This is a genomic window from Borreliella japonica, assembly GCF_030438115.2.
GTDB classification, from domain to species: domain Bacteria; phylum Spirochaetota; class Spirochaetia; order Borreliales; family Borreliaceae; genus Borreliella; species Borreliella japonica.
Window position 1 is genome coordinate 1 of record NZ_CP124062.1, and the last position, 24,789, is coordinate 24,789.

Here is a 24,789-nt window from a genome sequence, read left to right on the forward strand (position 1 = left end):
ATATAATTTTTAATTAGTATAGATATTTTTGATTCAAAGATTAACCCCAATATACCTAAAACCCCTGGTTCAAAACTAGTAGTAAATAGGATTAAAATAACAAGTTTTTCGATAAAACTGAGAAAATAATCAATTATAATATTATATATTATAATTGATTATTGCAAGCTAAAAGGAAGCTTAATAAAAATGTACAAATTATTAATACTTATTGTTTTGTCTTCCTTTTCATGCGATTTAAGTAAATCTGAACAAAAAATCAACTAAGCATATTAGACTTATTAAAGCAGCCTAAACCTTCTATCTTTTGAGCTTATCTATGAGCTTATAACATATGAGCTTATAACAAGAGCTCTCTTCAATAGATAGAAGACCTTAAAATTATTAAGCCTCATACGATTTATTTGCTCCTAAATAATTCTCATATCCTTTTATTAAAGACAAAATATAATCTTCTCCTTTTTTGTTTTTCAATACTTTAAAATCTCTAAGTAAAGTAATAAAATCTTCTTTGGTTAGTGAATAAAGGTTAGCCACAATAAAGTTATTTTCAATTTCTTTTTCCTTAAAAAATTCATCTTTCACATCTAGATTTAGTATTTTATTGACTTTTTCTTTACTAAACTCAAAATATTCTAAGTAAAGCAAATATTTAAAGTTCTCGGGATCATTTTTAGCTATTAGCAAGGAAGTATTTTTTACTAAAGTTAAGTATAGCGGGTTAGTTAAAATATCTTTTTCTTCAGGTTGAGGCATTGGACACTGGTATAAATATGATTTTTGAACATGTATATTAACAAATCTTCTGATCAAAAAATCAAATGTTAATGAATTAAAAATAGATATAATAAATAATTTTTATAAATAGATATTGGCGTTTTCTCATAATTTATATACATTGAATCTGAGCAATAACAATTTTTAGGAGAAAGTGTGCTGATCATAGTTCTTTCATTGGTATTGCTTGCAATATCTCTATAAAATACTCTTTCAGTTTTATATTGATCATCTTTAGTTAATACCTTTTCTAAGTCTTCTTTATCTATCCATAAAAGCTTAGAACTTTCTTTTGCATCATCACTAGCAAAAAATCTTGAATTAAACTGATAAATATTGGCTCCAGAATAAAGAAATATAAAGTTTTCATTATTATATGTTTTTAGTAAAGATTTACGATTATTAATACTTGTGTTCAAACCTCTTGTGAAATCAATATACTCTTCTGATAGAGTACTAAATCGACTAAACATCTCGTTAATAAGCTTAAGCTCAGCGCTATCTCTAAATTCTATTATTGATTCTTGAATAGGAGATAGTTTTCTAATTTGGTCTATGTTTAATTCAATTCCTTTATAAGAATCATCTTTACCCTCTTTTAAGTCTCTAGTTGTTTCTTTTAAAATATTATCACTACCCTGAATCATGAATTTTGCTTTAAAATTTGATGCAAGGGCTTTGATATTGCTAAGTTGAAATATTGCAAATTTAAAGCGAGAATCCACATCTTTAAATCTTTTTTTATTTTCAAATTGATAAATATAGTTAAGTTTATAGTTATTAAAAATATGCTTTCTTATCACTCTAGAACTATATTCATCCCAAAGACCAGAGGGAGCTAGATAAGTTAAATTGCCTCCTGGTTTCATTAATTTTAAATTAAATGCAACAAAATATCTAAAAAGATTGGGGCCTCCACCACCAGAAAAGTCTTTAAAATCGAATTTATAAATATTGTTAATGGCAGTTATACTATTTTTTTCTTCATTGTATTCAATATTTAAAGAGTGATTATCTTTACCGAGCATTTCTTGTTTTATTTTGTTTTGTTCTTTTATGCTTAGTCTTCTGTAACTAGGAATATGTTTTGAAAAAAATTCTGTTTCATTAAACTTAGTTTCCTCCCATGGAGGATTTCCAATCACAATATCAAATCCTTCTTGAATATCTGGAAATTCAACTCCATAGTGGAAAAGTTTATAATAGCTACTCAATTTTCTAATTTTATCTATTTTTTCTTTATCTTCAGTAGAAGTTTTATTGCTTAATATGTTTTCAATTAAAGTAATTACAGTTATAATATCACTAAATTCTATTTTTAAAGATTTGTCAAAAGATAATGAATAAAGTTTTATTAAAGAAAACATTATTCTTAAATAATCTGTATCTTCACTTTCCTCATATTCTTTGTATATCTTTTTGGATTTTTCTATATCTTCTTTAGTAGTATCGTTAATACTTTTAATTTTTTGGTAGCTATCTTCTAAAATAGTTGTAATTTCTTTAATTCTTTTTTTAAATAACGAAAATCCACTTTCAAATTTCTTTTTTGCAATATCAAAAAATTCATCTTTGGTATACCCTAGCAGAGCATTTCCTACTTTTATGTGATGCTCAATAAAACTTAGTGGTGTTCCAAAGATGAAGGTATTAATCCACAAACTTAGCATAGTAATTTCAACTGAAATAGGATTAATATCAACACCATAAATACATTTCTTTAATAGCATCCTTTTAAGCACTAATTCTTTACTTATAGTGTCCTGAACATCATATTCTTCACTTTCTTTAAGAATAGCTCTATATTCTTTATCAAGCTCTTTTTTTACATCTTCAAATTTATTTAGCTCATACCATACTTTTTCTGTTAAATAATCTAGACAAGAAATTAAAAAATGACCTGAACCACAAGAATTATCAATGATTTTTATATCTAAAGGGGACTTGGTTTTAAGCTGTTCTTCAATTGCAGATGTAACCATAAAGTCAGTTAAGTCATCGGGTGTATAATATGCCCCACTTTTTTTTCTATCAAGGGATCTGGATGTAAGATAAATATTGTTTTTAAAATATGTCGCAACTTTGTTTACTTTTTATTTTTAAGCTCTTCTTCAGTGCGAATTAGATAAACGCCGTCTTCGACAATGCGATGAACAGTAGTATCTGCAATTCTTAGGTCATATTCAAGTAGAGTTTCGTACAATTCTCCAAAACTTTTGGGATCTAGCTTTGAATACTCTACAAATTTTTTATTTTTAATATTTCCTTCTTCAAAGAAAAGTATTTTAACTAGTATTTCTTCAAGTTCGCTAATACTTAATAAATTTTCATTATTTAAATATTTAACCTTATCTTGTGCAAATAATCCCCCATTAAATATAGGAAATTTTATTGAATCACTTCCTTTATCAAGTAAATTAAAAATTGTTATTATTTTTTTATATCCTAATTTATTTTTTGTATTTTCATCATAAAAAAAATATCTAAAAGATATAGAAGATCTATATAACTTGTTTTCTTCTAATATTTTCTTAAATATGTCGTTATCTTCAATATATGCAATAAAAAATATTCTTAAAATAAAAATAATTGATTCTTCAAGAATACTAGCCAAAATATGTTGAGTAATTTCTTTGTTTGATATTTTAAATTCTTTGTCATATATATTTTTTGCAATTTTAAATACTATAGAATCGTCAGGCCTCTCATAAAGTATCTCTTTTAAAGTTTTTTGAATTATCTCTTTTTCTTTAGTTATTTGTTCCTTTTCGACTTCTATTACATTGTTTGTCTTTAGGTATCTTTCTTTTCTTATAAGGTAGCTAAATAAATCAAACCATTCTTGTTCTTTGTATTCTTCTTTTTCTTCGATTTTAGAAAAATCAAATTCAATATATCTTTTTTCTCCATAAAGTACTTTCGATTTGTCATATAATCTCCACACCTTACCATTTGAAAGTATCCCATAATGTTTTTGATATTGATTTAGATATCTATATAGCTGATCCTCTGCTTCTTTTATTGTATTTTTAATATCAAAACTAAACGATGGACGCTTAATTTCTACTATAAGTAAGATATCTTCGGCTGGAATAGGATCATTATTTTTTTTAGCTTCTTCTAGTTTATTATTAAAATCTACTTTGTCTTTATCATTTTCAAAAAGTAATATATCTACTCTAGACTTCACCCCATCTATTTGACCACCTTTTTGTTGCTCTACTGAATAATTTAGTTCTTCAAATATAGATTTTAGTAAAGACTCTATATTTGCTTCTGTTGAATTATCGTCTATTGACAACAGCTTATTTTTTACAAAAATAAAAAAGGCTTTTAGCTTATTAATATTTTCTTTTTTTATAAAATCTTTTGATAGTTCTTTATAAAGAGATATATTTGGATCATTTGTTTTTACAATGCCATTAGTTTTCATTATTTTATTTTATCATTTATAAATAATTGAGCTCAAAAGTTGAATACCATTGCTAATCAAAACATTTAATTATAATTTTTGATATTATTTTTTAAACTTTATTCTTTTTATAATTAAATTAAAAAATAAAGAACTTAAAAATGAAATTAATTCTGTCGAAAAAAATTTGCAAAAAACATATCTAATCAAACACATCTTCTTTTTTTCAATGTTCACTATATCACAATAAACTTATTATTGAAAGTAATTCACTGCAAATTAGAACAACTAAAAACAGTACTTAAACGAATAAAGCTACAAGTAAGAAGTTTTTAGACAAAGTAAAGGGAACAAATACTGATCTTGGTAAAAAAGTGGGCTAGTAATGAAAATATAAAAAAGCTTTACTTAAAAGTGCTACCTACTACCGGAAACAAAGGAACAAAAGATCTTATCGTTTTAAACAAAGCAATAGATAAATTATTTAAAACTGTTTGTATTAAGAAGAGATATGTGTTTGTAATTTCACAGGAATAGCAATATATTTGCATAAAACAGATATGGATCTATAAAGATCCCATCGGGAGAAAATATGAAAAAAAATATTTTGACAATATACATGTTAATGTTAATAATAAGTTTACTGTCATGTAATACAAGTGGCACTAATGAATTGATTAACAAAAAAATAGATAAAAGAGGAGGGAAAATTTTAGACTTTATAGAGAAAATTCAAGAAAGTGTAGAAGTTGTTGAACAAAATGCAGAAGAAGGAAAAAAACAAATAACACAGGCTGTTTCTGCAAACCCTGTTAATGTAAATAAAAATTTTCCATATTATTCTAAAGAAGAAATAAAGATAAAAGAAGAAGAGTTGGTCCCAAATACCGATGAAGAAAAGAAAGCAGAGAAAGCAATTAACGAAGGGAGTATTGAATTTGCTAAATTAGCTTATGACGAAAATAAACTTAAAAATGAGTCTGATCAAATAGAATCTAGTTTTAATGAAGTTTATGATGAAATCTCAGGACTTGTAGATTCAATAAAAACAGAAATGCATATTGTGGGAAGAATAAATCATATAATAAAAACAAAGCCTCATATACAAAAAGAATATCAGAAAAGAATAATACAGAATAGACAAGAAAAACAGAATCTAATTAATTTGTTCAATCAGTTATTAGAAAAGAGGAGTGATATTGAAGAGCTTAACACTCAATTAGATAGTGGACTTAGTGAGAGAGAATCTGCAAAGTACTTTTTTGAGAAAGCCCAAAAAACTTTAAAAGATGCTATTACTGAAAGATTAAAAACCGAACGTAAAAATTGGTCAAGAAGAACATATAATAATTTGGCAAGACAATCAAAAAATGAAATGGATAATGCTTTAAGGCAGTTAAATACCTCTTCTTCTAAGATAGTTAAAGCAGGAGAACTAAAAAAAGAGATAGAACAACTTATTCAAAAAACAAAATCTTTTTTAGATTCTTCAAAAAACGAAATCTGTTCTGGTAATAGATTTGTGATTTTTAATAGATAAGAAAATAAAAAGATATATCTTATAATAAGATTAATTATTTAGAATTAAAGTCTTCTGTTAAAGGAAGGCTTTTTATAATTTTAATATTTATTTGAAATAAATATTAAAATTAGATGTATTACTGATATATGTTTTAAGCATTCCATTTTTTGATGGAATGTATTTAAAATAAAAAAATATATTGAAAAGTTTTTCTTAAAGTTTAATTATAAGATTCACTATTCTTATAAAGAAGTTTAAAGGAATTTGTTAAATCATCACTAAAAACCCCAAAATTATATGAAATAGGGGTGTCTTTGGAATCATTGAATAATAATAATTCCTTTGGGCTATAAATCTTTGGAGTAAAACTTGAACACTTCTTGTTCTAACTCAAAATTTCCTTATACTATTTTCTAATAGATAGAATATTCCGGCCGTTAATGAAATAAGATATGGTATAAACATACAGAAACACACTTCCCGTTTTGAACCTAAATTCAATGTAATAAGCCTTATTGAAAAGGATTTGAATTTTTTTAGAAAATCTACAAACAGACGAATAATCGTTAAAAAACCTATTTTCCTTGATTCTTTTATATCCGTAAAAAATTCCGTAAAATAGCAAAAAAATCAGTCCATTATTATAATAATGGCAAGCTTAAAAGGGGGTGTTGACAAAATGATGGGTTACTAGTTTTGATCAGTTTACACAACATTTTGTAATTGCTAAAACCCAAGCTTATAAATTTATAAATATTGAAGGGTTTATCAAAAAATTCTTGATGGTGTTATCACTATTGATAGGGATTAAAGAAATTGGCTTTACTAATTTACTGTAAACTTACCCTCCCCCTTTTTTTCAGAATATAAGCGAGTTTCTCAAACTATTCTTTTCAATCAAATAGGGCTCTCAATGGCAATATTGAAAATGTTTATCTTTATATACTCACAATCTTTTTGTAAGTTTTCTTTTTTAACGTCAATTAATTTTTCTTTATAGTATATAATATATAGTATACGATTATAAGCTGATTAAATGAAATATACTGCTGTTTTATTAATGTTTAGCGTTAATTTATTTTGTTTTCAAAATAAATTAACTATTTCCTGCTGGGAATTTCCTAAAGAAGATATAATTAAAAAAAAAATGAAAATGGGTATAATTTACCATAATTATATAAACCCTATCTTTTATAATGAAGACTACAAATACATTGCCTTCATCGGAATATTGATATCTTATAACGAATGGATTGAAATACAGTTCAGTCCCATCAATTTCTTTACTATCCCAATAAATAAAAATTTTGCTTCAAATACTTATTTCAATTTGGCTTTCACTATTTATATTGCTAAATATTCAATTATAGCTGATACAATTACTATAAAATTCTTCATTGGAACCCAAGTCGATTTAACTCTAAGAACCACTATATTTACAGGGAAAACAACTAATGCATTTCTCTATCCAAGCCTTCCCTTAATTACCTTAAAATTTGAAATTGATTTCATACCCAATAACTACAGCATTTACTCTAAATTATCAACTTCTTTTAAAGAATTTATTCTTTTAGATCTAGGAATTTCTATATTTATGACATAAAAAATTTTAACCATTTTCATTCTTTTTGAAATTTTTAACAAGAAAATACCCAATTATCTAAACACAAATTGATAAAGGCCTAAAACGAATCTTTAAAACAACTTTATTTTACTAAAGAATTTTTTTCCAAATCTATAAATCTATAAATAAATGTCTTTTAAAATTTTAACCGTGACCTGCAAGCAAAGCTAAAATAGCATAATCATTTTTATTATCCTTAATTTTATTATCCTTAAAATAAAATATTGATAATTTTAATTATTTTATTATATCATATTTGCCTTTTCTATCAAGCTTTTATTAAGTTCTAGTAGTTTGAATAAAATGTTTCTTTTTGTATAAATAACCTCGCTGAGCACCCTTGTTACTGGTTCTGTTTTTGAGATTCTCATCCATAAGGTTGCAACAATTTCTTTATCAGTTTTTAATAATACCTTTAATCCTCCCGAGGCATCTCCTGTTCTAACCTTAGATTGTCTTTTGCCTTCATAATTAATTATTTCATAATCAATTATTGATAATCCTTGGAATAACCTATTGCTTTCTATCTCTTTAATCAATAGATTTTCATAATTTCTTTTTAAAATTTCTTGATTTTCTATTTTAAGATTTGTTAAATTTGCTTTCTTAGATGATACCATTACATTGCTGTAAAAATTTGTTGTGTTTAAAATATCTTTCAAGCTATATTCTTCTTTATAGTAGTTTTTAGACAATTTGCACCATATTTGGTAAAGTTCTTTCATTTTTAATAATTTTACGATACTAATCAGAGTAGTAATTGGATCTCTTACTCTTGAAGGATCTATTATGCAACCCCCATTTGATCCCTCTCCCGAGATTTTTACAATCAATCCCTGGGCTCTTAAATCATCTGCCATTTCTGTTAGATTGGCTTCTCCAACTTCTACTCTATAAACTTTGGCATTGAAAAAATTTGCAATTTTTTCAATATTTAGAGATGTTGCATCGTTGGTTACTATTGCTATGTTATTTTTTATTCCTGTATAATAAAGATAGCTAAGTTCTGAAATTACTACAAGTGCAAATATTTTTTGTGCTTCGATGATATTTGCAGTGTTTGTAACTTTGTCTATAAACACTAGATTGCCTCTATCTCCATCACAATCCGGTACATATCCTAGTTCAAAAAAATTGTCTTGTATATATTTTTTTTGTAGTATCTTTTTACATTCATTTAAAGATTTTCCTTCGGGAATAATATTATGCTTAAAAATACCTATTTTGTCATTATATAATTCTATTTTTAATCCCAAAGACTCTAACAATTCTTTATCTATTGAATTTATTCTAGAGCTTCCATTCATTTCTGCTATTATTCCAATTGGATTTTTTAGTATTCTTTTCTTTAATTTTTCGATATTTTTATTATTAATATCGTTTTCATACGCTATTTCATGTATTAATGATTTATATGCTTCGTAAGATTGGTTTTTATTTTTTCTTTCTAATTCTATTGTTTTGTTATAATGCTCTAAATGGGATTTATTTTCATCAAATTTGTTTAGAATATTAATTAAATGACTTATTAATTTTTCGTTTTGGCTATTATTTTTAATTTGTTTTATTATTTCATGAGTTTTTGCAGAATTTAATACACCACCATCGTTTAACCCTATTTTGATCCCGTTGTATCCTGTTGGATTATGACTTGCAGAGATATAAATGAAGCCCTTTGAATCTTTGCTTTTTTTTGTACAAGCTAAAATTTCAGTTATTGGAAGTATGCCAAAAAACTTAATCTTTTCTTCGCTTGTTATTAATATTTTTATTGTTATTTCTACAATAATGTTACCGGTTGGTCTTGAGTCTAATCCTAATCCAATATAGGGTTTGGATTCATTGGATTCATTTTTAAAGTAATTTGATACTGTGAAGATTATTAGCGCTATTAATACTTTATCTTCATTACCTATTTCATTTTCTGTTGAATCTTCATTTTTTGATTTTGCAAAAATTTTTCTAAATCCCGAAGGAGAAAATATCATTTCATCAAAAGCTTTTTTAAAATTTTTCATGTTAAGTGAATATTGTTTAAGCATGTAAATTTCTTCTCATTGATATTTTAGTCATATTATTTCTATAATAATCAATAATATGATAGCTTATATTTTATTATACTTAAAAATTTGTTTTTTTTGCTTATATTAATTAACTTTATCTTAAGGATTTTAGTTTTTATTGATGAATTTTGTTGATAATTTTAAATCCATTAAATATTTTTATGATTCTTCTAAATTTTTGTATTCAAAAAAAGGTGATTATTATGTTTTTTTCTTGCGATCTTAAAAATTTAGGACTAATTTTTTTATATATCTTTCTTTTGGAATATTAATGGGGAATTGTTTTTATTTAGCTAAATATAGGAGAGAGGTAAATGAAGGTTTATATATGTGCTATATGAATCTAAAATACTTGAATTTAAGGGCATACCCCCAGCTTATATTAATAAAGACGTTAGTTTTGGATTTCCATTTTTGGCTTTTAAAAAATCGGATATCTTTTAATGGTTGTCAAAAGAATTTATTTGTAGATGATTTGATTAAAAGTGTAAATTTTTGCAATTTCAAAAAAAAGAAGATATTTTTACAGTTGTTAGACCTTTAGTTTATTGTTATGAAAAACTGAATAGTTAATACTGCTTGATTCAAATCATAAGTTAATCGCTACTATAAGTCTGCATAAAATCAGCAATTTTCATTCTTCATTTTTTCAACACTACATTTTATTCCATTCCAAGTTTTTGAAAGTCCTATTAAATCTTTAACATCTTTTACTACTTTATTTGCAATAAATCTTGCCTTGCTAGTACCATCAAAAATAATTTCATTAATGTAATCTTTTTTTTTTGTTTCATAAAAACTTCTTTTATCTCTGATTGGTTTTAAAAAGCTATTCAAAGCTAAAAACAATTTCTTCTTAACTTCAACATCACCTACTTTGCCCTTCTTATACCTACTTTTAAGATCTTCAACTTCTTCATGATTACTATTAAAAATACTGTGATAAATAAAAACAGGGTTACCATCAACATTACCAGGAATATCTGCCCTTATTCTATTTGGATCTGTATACATAGACATAATTTTTTTTTCTAATAAATCTTCAGTATCCTTTAAAAAAATTGCATTATCAAGACTCTTGCTCATTTTATTTTTACCGTAAATACCCACCAAAGGACGAGAATCTGTGAAAACAGATTCGGGTATTGGGAAAAAATTATTTTCGTACAAATGATTAAATCTTCTTGCAAGTTCTCTTGCAAATTCAATATGAGATTCATTGTCACGCCCAACAGGAACTAAATTTGCTTTTGCCATTAAAATATCTGAACTCATAAGAACAGGATATCCTAAAAGACCATAAGGAACATCTTTAAGTCCAGCCACAATGCTCATGTCCTTTATACTTGGAATCCTTTGCAAACGAGCAACAGTAACAATCATTGAAAATATTAAATGAAGCTCAAAGAGCTCAGGTATAGCTGATTGCAAATATATACTAACCTTATTAGGATTGATTCCACAAGCAAGATAATCTAAAACCATTTCTCTAACATTATAAGGTATTGTATTGATACTTTTTAAATCGGGCTTTGTGGTCAAAGTATGCAAATCGGCTATAATAAAATATGTTTCATATTCTTCTTGAAATTTCAACCGATTTACTACAGATCCTACATAATGTCCTAAATGTAGAGCACCGGTAGGTCTATCCCCTGTAAGCATAACCTTTCTTTTCAAAATCAAATCTCCCTATCTTTATCTGAAACATGACCAACATTGTTTAAAATCTCAGAACCACCTAAAAATACAGAAAAAGACTTTAACCAGCTTACATTATCAACTATTACCTTTACAATAACAGTAAAAGGGTAAGCTATTAAAAGGCCCACAATACCCCAAAGCCATCCCCAAAAAAACAAAAAACATAAGAGCAAAAATGGTGAAATATCAAGTCTTTCCCCTTGCATTTTAGGCTCAAGAATATTTCCAATCAAAACTTGAACAGAAGTATTGTATATTAATATATAAAGCACTATGTTTAAATTTGGATAAAATTGTATTAAAGATGTTATTACAATGAAAAACACAGCCAATATAGACCCAATGCTGGGAATAAAATTAAAAACAAAAGTAAGAACTGCCCAAACAAGAGGAAAGTCTTGTCCAAACAAAGTTAATCCAATAAACACTAAAATTCCTGTCAAACAGCTCACAAAAATTTTTATCCCTAAATATTTTCCAATTTGATTATTAATCGTATCTAGAGCTTCAATAAATCTAGTAGATATTGGCTTTTTAAAAGCTTTGTCAAGTTTCATTCCAAAAACATGTATTTCTGAAAGCAAAAAATACAACAACAAAAAAACTACTACTAAGCTACTTGTAAATCCAATAATCTCATTAGAAGCTCTTGTTAAAAACGGATAAATGTAGCCAGAAAAATTCATATCATTAATAACAGAACTATCAACTTTATATCGACTAAGCACATCTTTCATAATAAATGCCAATTGATTTTGATAGTAGGGCAATTGCTTCATTAAAACAGTAACACTGTAATAAACAAAACTAAAAATCAAATAAGAAAAAGAAAATAATAAAAAAAATATAAGAAAAACTATTAAAAATTTTGGAACTTTGAATCTTGCCAAAAAAGTATAAACAGGATAAACTAAAAATCCCAACACTATAGAAATAGCCAAGGGTTTAAGTACGGCTTCTGCTATTTTAAAAGCTCCAATAAATATTGAAACTATAACAATACAATAAAAAACAGATTCTACTCTCCAAGGTTTTAGCCTTTGATTTGTATTCAAATCTTTAAACATATCTCCTCTTTTCGTTTTTTTTAATGCTTTTATCAATAATTAAACAAAAATAAATTAAATGAATTATAAGTTCAAACAAATTTTCTCCATTATCCAATTATACAGTTTAGTGCCTTTGCTATAATTGGCCTCAGCAAAATCTCCTACTCTATTCTCATAAAACAATTTTTTTGCATTCGTATCATCTCCATAGTACACTGTCAAGGTATTTTTACAATGATTTAAAATATTATTTAAAATTTCAAATGCCGGAATATCACTAAATCCATCTGCAATGTAAAATATATTTTTAAAAGGAATTTGCCTTTTACTCTTTGGCACTCTCTCGTTAATTTTCTCATAAGACCCTTTGTTAATTTCAAAAATAACCCTGGTTTTTATTGTATGATCTACAAAGTAGCAAACACTACTTAAAACCTTATTTTTAGAAAATTTTTCATCTCTAAGCGCATAAAAAGGCATCAAATAAGAGTCTATAAACTCACACGCCCACACTTTACTCACATAAGGTGCAATTTTGCTTCCCAAAATCATTTGTCTAAATCCACTTGAAACAATATAAATCTTAACTTGCGAATTATTACTTTCCAACTTCTTATTTATTTCAAATATCTCTTTAAATAAACCAATAACCCCTTCAAAAAATCTCAACTTAGCACCTAAATTAAATAATACTCTATTATCTAGACTTTTAAAAAAACCCTCTCTTACATAGGTTAAAAAATGAGATAAATATATCATTTCGTTAGAAATTATATTATAACCATTTTGCTTATAAACATACTCTAAAGCTTCAACTTCTTTCCAAAAGGAACAAGAATCAACACAATATTCATCAAACAACACTTGCTGCATATTACCATAAATAAGAGTATTATCAAAATCAAATATTAAAGCTATAATATTTTCTCTTTCATTCATAAATTCAAAAAACAATTTAATTTAATTATAAACTGTGCTTATTTATATATTTTATATTATACTAATATAGATCAATAAGTACAGTGTTTTAACATTGAGTAGAAAATTTGTGATGGATATAAATGATTTAAATCAAATAAAAGATAATTTTTCAAGAATTTTAGATCTAAGCTTAATTAGCATTCTAGTGTATTACATATATAAAAACGTAATCAATTCTTATTCTACAAATCTACTAAAAGGAATGCTGATCATCACCTCCATAGGAATTATCTCATATTATTTAAATCTCCATACTATTAGCTGGCTGTTAAATTATATAGCCAATATATTACCAATAGCAATAGTCATACTTTTCAATCAAGAAATAAAAAAAATAATAATGCAAATTGGAAATTTCAATTTAGCTTTTAAACTTTCAAATAAAAAAGAAGAAACTTTAAAAGTCATTTCTGAAATTCTAAAAGCAGTTGAACACCTGTCTGAAAACAAATCTGGCAGTCTAATATGTATTGAAAAAAAAATACAACTAGAACAAATAATAAACAAAGGAACTAAAATTGATGCACTAATATCTAGTGAACTACTAATATCACTATTTGAACGAGAAACCCCTCTTCACGATGGAGCTGTAATAATTAGCAAAAATAAATTAAAATATGCAGGCTCATTTTTACCATTATCTAATGTTGATTCTATTAGCAAAGCATTTGGAACAAGACATAGAGCAGGACTTGGGATTTCTGAAAATTCTGATGCAATAACAATAATAACCTCCGAAGAGACCGGGTCTATTTCTATTACAATCAATGCAAAATTGGAATACAACTTAAGCTTAAACGAAATTAGAAATAAATTAAATCTCGAACTAATAGAGTAAAATAATGAAAAAAAGCAAAAAAATAACAAATATAATAAAGTTACTATTTGATGATTGGCAAAATAAAGCCATTTCCATTTTAATAGCTATTCTAATGTTTGTAGCATTTAATTTCAATAAAATAGAATCAATAACAACTGAAAAAGAATTCAAAATTATCTTGAATGATCAAATAGCCCTTGGAAAAATTCCCGACTTTAGCAAAGTCAAGATTACAATAAAAATCAACAAAGATGACTTAAAATATCTTGATCTTAATAAAATAATATTATTTATTGAAGCATCAAAAATAAAGATTCCTGGAAAATATAAGTTACCAATAAAAATAAAAAATCTCAACTCAATACACATTGCAGAATATAAACTTTCAAAAACAAATGTGTTGCTAAATCTTGATAACAAAATCTCTAAATTAGTTAAAATAGAACCCAAATTTAAACTCATAGAAAAAGATGGCAAAGGAGAATATTTTATTGCAAAATATAATATATTACCTGAACATTTATTAGTATATGGCCCCGAACAAGAACTCAAAAAAATAAACACTATTCAAACCAATGTAAAAGAATTTGACACAAGAACCCTGTTTGTATCAGATTATCTTGAAGTAGTTCCTCCAAATCCCTTAGTTATGTTTGAAAAAAGCCACGCAGTAATCAATATTTATTTAAACAAAAAATATTCAAACACAACAATAAAATCTCCTAATCTTATTTTTAATAATCTAAAAAATGGTCTTGAAATTAAAGATAAAGAAAAAATAATAAACTCAGAAAACAAAATGTTTGTAAAAATAAAAACAAGGCTTTCTGAAAAACAAATTAAAACCCATATAAACAATCAAAATATAAGCCTTGCTTTTGATTTAGCAGATATAAAAACTCCTGGAATTTACAACATTAACACAAATATAATTCTTAAAGAGAATATTAATGAAACAGAAATATCTGATTATGAACCCAAAAAAATAAAACTAGAAATAATTGAAAACTCAGAGATCAAACCATGAAGTCAATAGGATGTGATATAATAAAAGTTGAAAGATTCAAAAGTTTTTTAGAAAATAAAAAAAAAATGGAGAGATTCTTTACTCATAAAGAAATTGAAAATTTTAAGTTTAAAGGGGGCGGCAGCATTATAGAAAGTTTAGCTGGAAAATTTGCAGCTAAAGAATCTTTAATTAAAGCATTAACCCCACTGTTGCAATATAAAATACATTATAGTCTTAAAGATATTGAGGTAATAAAATCTTTAAAAGGGAATGCTAAGTTTTGTTTGCATAATGAAATTGAAAAAGTTGCAAGAGAAATGAATTTAAAACTATACCTAACAATATCACATGAAAAGGAGTACGCTATTGCATTTGTAATGGTAGAAAATTAATTCATGAAAAAAATATCATATTTTACAAAAGAAAAAATTGAATGCCCTGTATGCTCTTTTAAATTTCAAAAAGAAGAACTTTTGACTGGAAGTAGCAGATTAATAGCTGGAGAGTTGAAAATTGATCTAAAAAGAGAATATATAAAAAATGACAAATATGGCAATATTTATCCTAGAATATACTCTGTAACAGTATGTCCAAAATGCTACTTTGCAACATTTCCAAGCGAATTTAATTCAATCTCTAAAAACAAAAAAGAAATTTTACAAAATAAAAAGTCCGAAAGAAAAAAAATAAATTCTATTTTTGATGACATGATCAACTTCAGTAAATCTAGAACATTAAAAGAAGGAGCTGCAAGTTATATTCTTGCCATGCTATGTTACGAACATTTTGAAAAGAATCATAATCCCACTTTAAATCAAGCAAAATCAGCAATAAGAGCCGCTTGGACATTTGAGGACCTTGAAAAAGAAGAACCAAACAAAAACTATAATTATCTTCAAAAAATATTTTACCACAAAGCTGCATATCTTTATAAACTAGTTATCGAAAAAGACAAAGACAATTCAGAACCTGTTAACGCATCAACCATATTCGGCCCAGATACAGATAAAAATTATGGCTATGACAGTGTTCTCTACTTATCAGGTCTTCTAGAATACTTTTATGGAAATAAAGATAATAAAGAATACAGATACAAACAATTAAACGACATAAAAACCACTCTTTCTAAAATAGCGGGAATGGGCAAATCTTCAAAAGAAAAGCCTTCAATACTTTTAGATAAAATCAAAGAAGTTTACTTCAAAATATCAAGGGAAATGAAAAATCTTAAATAAATAAATAAATAAATGAAAAAAATATTAGCTGAAATAGCTTATGACGGACATATGTACTATGGATTTCAAATACAGCCAGAAAAGCCTACTGTTCAAGGAGAAATTGAAAAAGCTCTGATGAAAATCAATAAAAAAAAAGTAAAGATTCATTCATCTGGAAGAACAGATAAAGGAGTTCATGCAAAAAGACAAATAATAACTTTTAAGATGAACATCAATATTCATCTAGACAATCTAAAAAAAGCTTTAAATGCAATGTTATTAAAAAACAGTATAAAAATACTAAAACTCAAACATGTTAAAAATTCATTTCATCCACGTTTTAACGCTCAAAAAAGAAAATACAGTTACTATATATTAAACAGCAACAACTACTATCCTTGGGAAGGATATCAAGCTCACCATGTAAATAAAAAACTCAACATAAGCAATTTAAACCAAATGGCTAAAATATTAATTGGGAACCATGATTTTACCACATTTTCATGCATAAAGGATAAAAGCAGATCCAAATTTAGGCATATATATTTTGCCAAGTTTAAAAAAAGAGGAAAATATATTATTTTTGAAATAATAGGGTCTTCTTTTTTGTGGAAAATGGTAAGATCAATAATAGGTACAATGTTGGATATTGAAATAAAAAATGAATCAATTTCTACTTTTAAAACAATACTAAAATCAAAAAATAGAAACCTTGCAAGAAAAACTGCGCCCGCAAATGCTTTATTTTTAGACAAGGTTTACTATGAATAACAATATTTTAGCTAAAAAACTTTTTTTATTTAAAATATTAACAAATAATATCGAAGGCAAAATTACAGAAAATTTTGAAAAAATAGATAATGAGATTAAACAAAAAATAGAAAAAGTTAAAAATGTTAAAATTTATCAAAAAAATGAAAACAACAAAAAACCCGCAGAAGTACCTGAAAAAAACAAAAATTTAACAAACCTATTATCAAATAATACCTTACAAGAAAAAAGTATCAGCAATTATATTATAATATATGTGAACAAAAACTATCTCAACGAACCTTCAAAGGATATTGTAACGAAATGGTGCAAAAGCATAAACATACAAAATTATAAAATAATAGACAATATTGAATCACTTAACTCAGAAATCAGCAACAAAACTCCCAAAGCAATTTTATCTTGTGAAGAAATAGATTTTTTCTTAAATCAACCATTAAGAATTCAAATTGTAAGGGGAATAGAACTAAGATTTAAAGGCATACCATTAGTTTTTACACACCTTCCTACAAATCAAATAAAAAATCCAGAATTAAAAAAAGAAATATGGCAAGATTTAAAAATAATAAAAGGCATAATAAAATATGGCTGAACATTATCATTCAACTTATTACTATGAAATTGCAATAAACATTCCTTTAAATAAACTTTTTTTTTACAGGTTCAACTTGAATCTAGAAATTGGAATAAGAGTAATGGTTAATTTTAATGGCTCCAATAAAATTGGAATAATTATTAAAAAATATTTTGAAAACGAATTCAAAGAAAAATTTGAATTTAAAATAAAAGAAATTATTAAAATAATAGATAAAACTGAAATAATAACAGAACATAACATTAATTTAGCAAATTGGATTAGTAAAAAAACATTTTCAGGATTCGGAGAAACTCTATTCTTTGGATTGCCCCAAAATGCAAAATCCAAAAAAAATCAAACATTGCCTTCAATAAATGGGTGCCTGTATCCGGATCATAAAAATCACCTTCAACTAAACAAAGAACAACAAAATATTTACAAAGAAATTGTTGAGTCAGAAAAAACTAATGTTTTTTACCTTTTTGGAATACCTGGATCTGGAAAAACTGAAATATTTATTAAACTGTGTGAATATTACTTACAACTAGAACAGCAAATACTTTTCTTGATTCCTGAAATATCATTAGGATATCAAATAATAAAAAGAATAAAATCTGCATTAAATGAACACCATAAAATTTATGAATACAACTCTAAAGTTCCAAATTCTAATAAAAATTTAATATGGAATAAAGTCAAAAATGGAGAAAGTCTGGTTGTTATTGGCATTAAAAGTACACTAATGCTGCCTTTTACCAAATTAAAATTAATAATTATGGACGAAGAACACGAAACTACATACAAATCTGAAAATACCCCAAGATTTCACTCAAGACATGTAGCATTTTTTTTGCAAAAAAAATTTAATGCTAAATTTATAATGGGAAGCGCAACACCTTCTCTTGAAGCATACCACGCAATGAAACATAATCAAATAAAAAAAATAATAATGCAAAACAAATTCTCTCAAAGCAAAATAGACGATATAAAAATAATAAATATGAAAAAAGAACCTAGCACAATCTCATCAGAACTATTATACAGCATACAAAAAAGTTTGAATGAAAAAAGACAATCTTTGATTTTCATTAATAAAAGAGGATATCTAAAAAATCTCGAATGTAACGAATGTGGACATACAATTTGTTGCCCAAATTGCTCATTTAGTCTGATTTACTACAAAAAAGAAAACAAACTTTTATGCCACTATTGTAGCTATAAAACAAAAACAACAAGCCAATGCCCTCAATGTGAATCAAAAGACATTAAATACAAAACTTATGGAATTCAACTTGTTGAAAAAGAATTAAAAAAATTTTTGCCAAATGCAAAAATTGCAAGAATAGATTCTGATATTAAAAAAACAGAAAATATAAATTCAATAAGTAAATTTGAAAACAAAGAAATAGACATACTTATCGGAACACAAATCATCGCAAAAGGATTCAATTTTGAAAATATAAAAACACTAGGTATAATCAACGCGGATATTGGAATAGGATTACCTGATTTTAGAAGCAGCGAAAGAATTTTTACAACACTCTCACAGATTATGGGAAGAGCTGCAAGATTCAAAGATGACAACACAATTATAATACAAACAAAAAATCCTGATTATTATGCCATAAAGTATGCTTATAAGAATCAATATGAACAATTTTACGAACAAGAACTAGATATAAGAAAAAAGTTAAACTATCCCCCGTTTAACAAAATTATTAGAATAATATTTAGAAGCAAAAATGAAGAATCAGCTAAACAAAAATGTTGGGAATTTTTTGAAAAATCTAAAGAATTTTTGCAAGAAGAAATTGAGCATTTAGGACCATCAGAAGCTATTATGAAGAAAATATCTAAAAATTACAGATATAATATAATATACTTGTCAAAGTCCTACAGTTTGCTTGAAAAACTAGTTAAAAAGACAAGAGAAAAGATAAAAATAACGAATACTGTTTACATTGAAATAGATTATTATCCAATATCATTAATTTAAATAAAGTCTAACCCTTCTTTACTTAAAGACTTAAGAAACGTTGAAAGTACATAAAGCGCTTTATCATTATGCCCTCCCTCAGGAATAATAAGATCAGCATATTCCTTGGTAGGCTCAATAAATCTATAATAACCCCATCTAGTGGTGCTCAAATACTGATCAATAACCGACTCCAAGGTACGTCCTCTTTTAGAAATATCTCTCCTTAAACGCCTAATAAATCTAATATCATTTGGGGTATCAATATAGATTTTAAGATCTATTAAATTTCTTACTCTCTCATCAACAAAAATCATAATACCTTCAACAATAACAACAGGAGTTGGAACAACCAAAACTGTTTTAAGTTGTCTTTTATGATTAATAAAGTCATAAAGAGGCATATCTATTGGGCTATTTTTTTTTAAATTTTTCAAATGTTCATAAAACAAATTATTATCAAAAGCATCCGGATGATCAAAATTTACCTTAGAAAACTCATATTCATAATCACCTACACTCTTATAGTAATTATCTTGAGAAATAAGGACAAACTCTGGAATAAACTCACTAATCTTGCTTACAACTGTAGTTTTTCCGCTTCCAGAACCACCAGATATCCCAATAATCTTAGCCATCAACCAACTTCTTTTTTCTTAATTTGTGGCATGTCTTTTAAAGTACCAGCCACAAACACATTCTTAAATCCCATACTTTTTAAAACTTTTTTAGCCTCATAAGACTTATTAAAACTTTTGCCATAAACAATTATTTGGGATTCAAAATCGCCCAATTTATCCTTTTTGGCAAATAAATTATTAAAAGGTATGTTAATCGATTTCAAATAATGAGACTTACTATATTCTTTGGGAGATCGAATATCCAAAATTTTTGCTCCATTTTTGATTTTTTCCAATAAAAACAGATTTACCCTTTTCATCCTAAGGATAATAAAAAACCAAATATAAAAAAAAAGCAGAACTATTAATGCTATAAATTTTGCATAACTCATCGACATAGTTTCCATGAACATGATATCAAAAAAAATAAAAAAAGGAAATAAAATTGTTTTTTTTGAAAAATTAATATAAAATTCAAGTAAATTAGAACTTACAACTTAAAAGTAACCCTAGAGTTGAGATGAAAAAGAAAAAAAAGATACATTGGCGCAGAATTAAAAAAAAACTTAAGTTGTTATTCATAATACTAGCAAAAAAATTAAAAACTATAGCTAAAAATCCCAAATTAATACTTGGTAGTACAATACAAATAACTTTGGGATCTGCACTAATGGCAATTTCTACAAATGTTTTATATATTCCTCATGGACTTCTTAGTGGGGGAATTGGGGGCATCTCATTAATGCTACATTACTTGTTAAGCTTCAATTTAGGATGGACAATATTTGCATTAAATATCCCATTATTTCTTATTGGAATCAAATTTTTAAATATAACATTCATCATTCAAAGTTGGATTGCAATGGGATTATATTCTATTATCATAAACTACTCCCAGTTTTTACAAAACAAAATACATCTTAATGATATGATGCTTGTATCAATACTAGCTGGACTTATTTCTGGACTTGGTCTTGGACTAGTATTCAAAGGTAAAGGCTCTTCAGGCGGATCAGACATAATTGCAATGATAATTAAAGAAAAATATTCAATTAGTATTGGAACAACAAACTTCATAATTAATCTAGCAGTATTAATACTTGCAACCTTTTTCTTTAATATTGAAATCGCCCTTTATACGCTAATAGCATCATTTGTAACATCTATAATGACAGACAAAACAAGCACTGGATTTGGAAATCAAAAAGCAATATTAATCATTTCGGATAAAGGAAAAGAAATTGCCTATCTTCTTACAAATAAGTTAAAATTGGCCGCTACATTAATAAACGGAAAAGGAGCTTGGGCAGGAACAGAAAAAACTATAGTATTTATAGTAGTTCCAATAATGCGCTTATCAAGAATTAAGTATATATCGCAAAAAGTTGATCCAAACTGTTTCATTACTGTTATTAACACTAATGAAATCACTGGTGGCAAAATAATAGCTAATTCAATCTTATTAAAACAAGAAGGTTCAAATTAAAAATCTTTTAAGAAGAGAACCAAATTATCAATAATCAAATTCAATTCATCACTCTTGTAAAAATTTGACAAAAAAATAACAAATCTTTTGGGAAATTCAGAAATGAATTTCTTTAAAGATTTGTTTCCAACATCAATTTCAAGCTTATAAGAATGAAGCATTAAAGTTGTTTTTTTGAAACTGCCTTCTAATCTGCCATAAACCTCATCGCCCAATATTGGAAAATTAAGATATTTCATATGGACCCTCAATTGATGAGTACGGCCAGTTTTAGGTTTTAAAGCCAAAAGAGAATATCCCTCCAAATTGAGTAATAACCTATATTCTGTTAATGCTTTTTTACCTCTATCTTTAGACACAGCAAATCTTTTCCTATTGTGTTTATCTCTATCTATAAAAGATTCAATATTTCCAAAAAAACTATTAAAATTGCCTCTAACAATTGCAATGTAAACTTTATTTGTTCTTTTATCTTTAAACTGCTGAGATAAAAACCTTAAAGTACCAATGTTTTTTGCACAAATTAACACTCCAGAAGTATCTTTGTCCAATCTATGAACAATTCCAGGTCTAATTTTTTCTTCATTAAAATTAATTTTCAATTTTTTCACATGGTATAAAAGAAAATTTACAACAGTATCATCCCAATGTGATATTCCAGGATGACTTAAAATTCCTTGTGGTTTATTCAAAACAATAACATTAGAATCTTCATAAATTATAGCAATAGGGATATTATTGGGCCTAAGACAATCAATTTGATTACTCTCTTCGTCAAATTCAATCAGCATTTCGTCATCCTTAAAAACAGGCTTGGACAATTTTATCTTAAAAAATTTTCCATTACTCTTTTTGAAAGCTTCTACATTTCTTCTTTTAATTTGACTTCTAGTAAAAAATTCCAAATTGTTTGATAAATAAAGATCCAATCTTAAAGCATTTTCTTTAACAGTAAATTCTTTCCTAAGTCTTATCATATCACTAAAGAAAATAATCAATCAAAGCTATAGTTAACGCAACTATAGTCCCAATGGAAGCTGAAACAATAAATTTTTTATAAATTTCATCTTTTGAAAACCTAGAACCATTTGAAAAGGGATATGGAACGTAACTTGCATTCATTCCGCTATAAAAATAGTATCCTACATCAAAAAAAAACAAGCTCAAAAATAAAACTATTGGAAAAGATCCAATACTGATTGCTGAAAACCTAAACAAATCTTTTGCTGTTTTTGACTCAAGCTCATTCTCAAGATTTAAAGCTTTATTTTCTTGAATATTTTTGTAAAGAAAAGAATCGTCCTTATCGACAACAGACATACTATTTTTTTCATGAGAAACAAAATTGCCACTGGAAGTTAATTTGTCTTGCAATGGCAAACTTTCAGCAATACTTATCTTTAAATAACTAAAATTTAGCTTGAAATAATCAAGTGAATTTGAATAAACATTCAAAACACTAAAAAACAACAACAAGCTTGCAATAAGCATAAATTTTCTATTTCGATAATTCAAACTTTAAAGTCTCAGTTATTTCATCAACAATCTCAGAAGGACCAAAATACTGCACAGGCCCTGGACATAAATACAAATTATTTAAAGCCCACTTATCACGATTTTCAACAAACTCTTTAAATGGCCTTCCTTCTAAATCAACTAAAGCTTTTTTTATTACAGGCTTTTGCACCCCATACCTCTCTTCCATGTTCATCAACATTGTTAGGGGAACTCCTCCTGCAATCCAATCCGTTGGTTTTGAATTTAAATTTTTTATACAAGACATATAGCCTGTAAGGCCATTTAAAATAAGAACAACAGCATTGTACCCTAAACCATAGCAATAATCACTATCAAAATTAGAAGGAAAAGCGCTTCTACCTTCATAGCCAAAGAAATGATCAACTGGAATAAAGCTTCCCTTATATTCTCCTTTTTTTTTCATTTCACTTAATCTTGATTGAACCATTTCAATAAACAATTTTTCAGTAGGAACTCTTGAAACATTAAAATTCCCATGAGGATCTCTTTCTAAAATTGAATTTACAAGTTCAAATTGAATAAACAAAGGTAAAGACAAGTAAACTCCCTTCATATAATCACCAAGCTTGGCAACAAAAACTTCTTTCATTCCTTCAATATTAAGTCCCTTAAACTCACTCTCATTTTTATCAAAAATATTGCATAATTCAAGCATTAAAGACTTAACTTCTGGAATAAACTCAATCACACCTTCTGGAACTATAACTATTCCAAAATTATCCCCATTTAAAGATCTCTTTAAAATAACAAACACCATTTCATCAACAATTTCAGATAAAGTTTTCTTTTTCGCCAAAACCTCTTCAGACACAATGCAAATGTTTGGATGAGTTTTTAAAGCACATTCTAAAGCAACATGAGACGCACTCCTACCCATAAGTTTGACAAAATGCCAATATTTTTTAGTCGACATAGCATCTCGACATAAATTACCTATCATCTCAGAATAAATTTTCGTAGCAGAATCAAACCCAAATGAAATTTCAATATGATCATTTTTAAGATCGGCATCAATTGTCTTTGGGACCCCAATAACCTGAATACTCTCTCCTTTCTTTTTAAAATACTCTGAAAGAATAGCAGCATTGGTATTCGAATCATCACCACCAATAATAACAATAGCATTAAGATTGTTTTCTTTAGCAACAAATAAGGCTTTGTTATAATGTTCTTCTGTTTCTATTTTTGTTCTTCCAGAAGATACAATATCAAAACCTCCGGTATTTCTGTAAGAATTTACCAAACTCTCAGTAAGTTCAATTTTGTCATCCTCTAACAGGCCTAAAGGACCGCCCTTAAATCCAAAAAGCTTTGAATTTGCATTAAATTTTTTTATTGCGTCAAAAACACCAGCTATAACATTATGCCCCCCAGGAGCGGGCCCCCCAGAAAGAACAATTCCGATATTCAAAGCTTTTGAAAAAGATAAATTGGACTTACCCTCGGCAAAACTTACAATTGGCAGCCCATAAGTATTCTTAAAAAATTCCTTTAAAGCCTGTCTGTCTTGAATTGCTTCGGTCTTTTCTCCATAAACTAAACCAATATTCTTAAAATCTTTTTTCAAAATATTTGGCAATTTAGGAATATACTTTTGCCTTTCTTGCTGAAAAAGAGAAGTATTCATACATTTTCCTCCTAAT

The 24,789-nt window shown here is 26.7% G+C and carries 20 protein-coding genes and 2 pseudogenes; 11 read left to right on the forward strand and 11 right to left on the reverse strand.

What is annotated here, in order from left to right; translation table 11 throughout:
• Positions 1 to 384 precede the first annotated feature (384 nt).
• Positions 385 to 4,210, reverse strand: a pseudogene (locus QIA21_RS00615) (Eco57I restriction-modification methylase domain-containing protein).
• Positions 4,211 to 4,781: 571 nt separating this feature from the next.
• Between QIA21_RS00615 and QIA21_RS00620 the strand changes: the two are divergent.
• Positions 4,782 to 5,729 carry a P12 family lipoprotein gene (locus QIA21_RS00620; protein ID WP_301392744.1) on the forward strand — a complete coding sequence of 316 codons (948 nt, stop codon included), beginning with the start codon at positions 4,782 to 4,784 and terminating at the stop codon, positions 5,727 to 5,729.
• A 388-nt stretch (positions 5,730 to 6,117) separates the two neighbouring features.
• On the opposite strand, the gene QIA21_RS00625 is transcribed toward QIA21_RS00620, so the two are convergent.
• Positions 6,118 to 6,336: a DUF226 domain-containing protein gene (locus QIA21_RS00625; RefSeq protein ID WP_301392746.1), complete on the reverse strand. Its 219-nt coding sequence runs from the start codon at positions 6,334 to 6,336 to the stop codon at positions 6,118 to 6,120.
• Between the two features lie 411 nt (positions 6,337 to 6,747).
• Here QIA21_RS00625 and QIA21_RS00630 point away from each other — a divergent pair, with 411 nt between their 5' ends.
• Entirely contained in the window at positions 6,748 to 7,314 is a 567-nt protein-coding gene (locus tag QIA21_RS00630) for a hypothetical protein (protein WP_091973280.1), read from the forward strand.
• 266 nt (positions 7,315 to 7,580) lie between these two features.
• On the opposite strand, the gene QIA21_RS00635 is transcribed toward QIA21_RS00630, so the two are convergent.
• Complete coding sequence (locus tag QIA21_RS00635) at positions 7,581 to 9,377, reverse strand: phosphoglucomutase (protein WP_301392748.1); 1,797 nt, start codon at positions 9,375 to 9,377, stop codon at positions 7,581 to 7,583.
• Between the two features lie 242 nt (positions 9,378 to 9,619).
• Between QIA21_RS00635 and QIA21_RS00640 the strand changes: the two are divergent.
• Positions 9,620 to 9,968, forward strand: a pseudogene (locus QIA21_RS00640) (UTP--glucose-1-phosphate uridylyltransferase); the annotation flags it as partial.
• A gap of 54 nt (positions 9,969 to 10,022) precedes the next feature.
• Here the strand turns inward: QIA21_RS00640 and trpS are convergent.
• From trpS to QIA21_RS00655, 3 genes are all read right to left on the reverse strand, one after another.
• A complete protein-coding gene (gene trpS / locus QIA21_RS00645) occupies positions 10,023 to 11,078 on the reverse strand; it encodes a tryptophan--tRNA ligase (RefSeq protein ID WP_301392749.1) in 1,056 nt (351 codons plus the stop codon).
• 2 nt (positions 11,079 to 11,080) lie between these two features.
• On the reverse strand, positions 11,081 to 12,169 hold the full coding sequence (locus QIA21_RS00650) for an AI-2E family transporter (RefSeq protein WP_301392750.1): 1,089 nt from the start codon (positions 12,167 to 12,169) through the stop codon (positions 11,081 to 11,083).
• Positions 12,170 to 12,232: 63 nt separating this feature from the next.
• Positions 12,233 to 13,090 (reverse strand): HAD family hydrolase, encoded by an 858-nt coding sequence (locus tag QIA21_RS00655; RefSeq protein ID WP_301392751.1) that lies wholly within the window; start codon positions 13,088 to 13,090, stop codon positions 12,233 to 12,235.
• Between the two features lie 109 nt (positions 13,091 to 13,199).
• On the opposite strand from QIA21_RS00655, the gene cdaA reads away from it, so the two are divergent.
• Genes cdaA through priA form a run of 7 tightly spaced genes read left to right on the forward strand, consistent with a single transcriptional unit; the run spans position 13,200 to position 19,522 of the window.
• Positions 13,200 to 13,970 (forward strand): diadenylate cyclase CdaA, encoded by a 771-nt coding sequence (gene cdaA / locus QIA21_RS00660; protein WP_091973270.1) that lies wholly within the window; start codon positions 13,200 to 13,202, stop codon positions 13,968 to 13,970.
• A gap of 4 nt (positions 13,971 to 13,974) precedes the next feature.
• Positions 13,975 to 14,979 carry a YbbR-like domain-containing protein gene (locus QIA21_RS00665; protein WP_301392752.1) on the forward strand — a complete coding sequence of 335 codons (1,005 nt, stop codon included), beginning with the start codon at positions 13,975 to 13,977 and terminating at the stop codon, positions 14,977 to 14,979.
• Entirely contained in the window at positions 14,976 to 15,353 is a 378-nt protein-coding gene (locus QIA21_RS00670; protein ID WP_301392753.1) for a holo-ACP synthase, read from the forward strand. The genes QIA21_RS00665 and QIA21_RS00670 overlap by 4 nt, the downstream gene beginning before the upstream one ends.
• A 3-nt stretch (positions 15,354 to 15,356) precedes the next feature.
• Complete coding sequence (locus tag QIA21_RS00675; protein WP_301392754.1) at positions 15,357 to 16,196, forward strand: DUF2225 domain-containing protein; 840 nt, start codon at positions 15,357 to 15,359, stop codon at positions 16,194 to 16,196.
• Between the two features lie 12 nt (positions 16,197 to 16,208).
• On the forward strand, positions 16,209 to 16,949 hold the full coding sequence (gene truA / locus QIA21_RS00680) for a tRNA pseudouridine(38-40) synthase TruA (RefSeq protein ID WP_301392755.1): 741 nt from the start codon (positions 16,209 to 16,211) through the stop codon (positions 16,947 to 16,949).
• Positions 16,942 to 17,541, forward strand: coding sequence for a uracil-DNA glycosylase family protein (locus tag QIA21_RS00685; RefSeq protein WP_301392756.1), 600 nt, complete (start codon positions 16,942 to 16,944; stop codon positions 17,539 to 17,541). Before truA ends, QIA21_RS00685 begins: the two co-directional genes overlap by 8 nt.
• Positions 17,534 to 19,522 carry a replication restart helicase PriA gene (gene priA, locus QIA21_RS00690; protein WP_301392757.1) on the forward strand — a complete coding sequence of 663 codons (1,989 nt, stop codon included), beginning with the start codon at positions 17,534 to 17,536 and terminating at the stop codon, positions 19,520 to 19,522. The genes QIA21_RS00685 and priA overlap by 8 nt, the downstream gene beginning before the upstream one ends.
• Here the strand turns inward: priA and udk are convergent.
• Together udk and QIA21_RS00700 are read right to left on the reverse strand one after the other, a co-directional pair.
• Positions 19,519 to 20,139 (reverse strand): uridine kinase, encoded by a 621-nt coding sequence (udk, locus tag QIA21_RS00695; protein ID WP_091973252.1) that lies wholly within the window; start codon positions 20,137 to 20,139, stop codon positions 19,519 to 19,521. The genes priA and udk overlap by 4 nt on opposite strands.
• On the reverse strand, positions 20,139 to 20,513 hold the full coding sequence (locus QIA21_RS00700; protein WP_301392758.1) for a rhodanese-like domain-containing protein: 375 nt from the start codon (positions 20,511 to 20,513) through the stop codon (positions 20,139 to 20,141). The genes udk and QIA21_RS00700 overlap by 1 nt, the downstream gene beginning before the upstream one ends.
• A 128-nt stretch (positions 20,514 to 20,641) precedes the next feature.
• Here QIA21_RS00700 and QIA21_RS00705 point away from each other — a divergent pair, with 128 nt between their 5' ends.
• The gene (locus QIA21_RS00705) at positions 20,642 to 21,607 is read left to right on the forward strand and encodes a YitT family protein (RefSeq protein ID WP_301392759.1); all 966 of its coding nucleotides are present in this window, start codon (positions 20,642 to 20,644) and stop codon (positions 21,605 to 21,607) included.
• On the opposite strand, the gene QIA21_RS00710 is transcribed toward QIA21_RS00705, so the two are convergent.
• Genes QIA21_RS00710 through QIA21_RS00720 form a run of 3 tightly spaced genes read right to left on the reverse strand, consistent with a single transcriptional unit; the run spans position 21,604 to position 24,773 of the window.
• Positions 21,604 to 22,584 carry an RluA family pseudouridine synthase gene (locus QIA21_RS00710; RefSeq protein WP_301392760.1) on the reverse strand — a complete coding sequence of 327 codons (981 nt, stop codon included), beginning with the start codon at positions 22,582 to 22,584 and terminating at the stop codon, positions 21,604 to 21,606. The two genes, QIA21_RS00705 and QIA21_RS00710, sit on opposite strands and share 4 nt — an antisense overlap.
• 4 nt (positions 22,585 to 22,588) lie before the next feature.
• Positions 22,589 to 23,098, reverse strand: coding sequence for a hypothetical protein (locus QIA21_RS00715; RefSeq protein WP_301392761.1), 510 nt, complete (start codon positions 23,096 to 23,098; stop codon positions 22,589 to 22,591).
• Positions 23,099 to 23,105: 7 nt separating this feature from the next.
• Positions 23,106 to 24,773 carry a diphosphate--fructose-6-phosphate 1-phosphotransferase gene (locus tag QIA21_RS00720; protein ID WP_301392762.1) on the reverse strand — a complete coding sequence of 556 codons (1,668 nt, stop codon included), beginning with the start codon at positions 24,771 to 24,773 and terminating at the stop codon, positions 23,106 to 23,108.
• Positions 24,774 to 24,789: the final 16 nt, after the last annotated feature.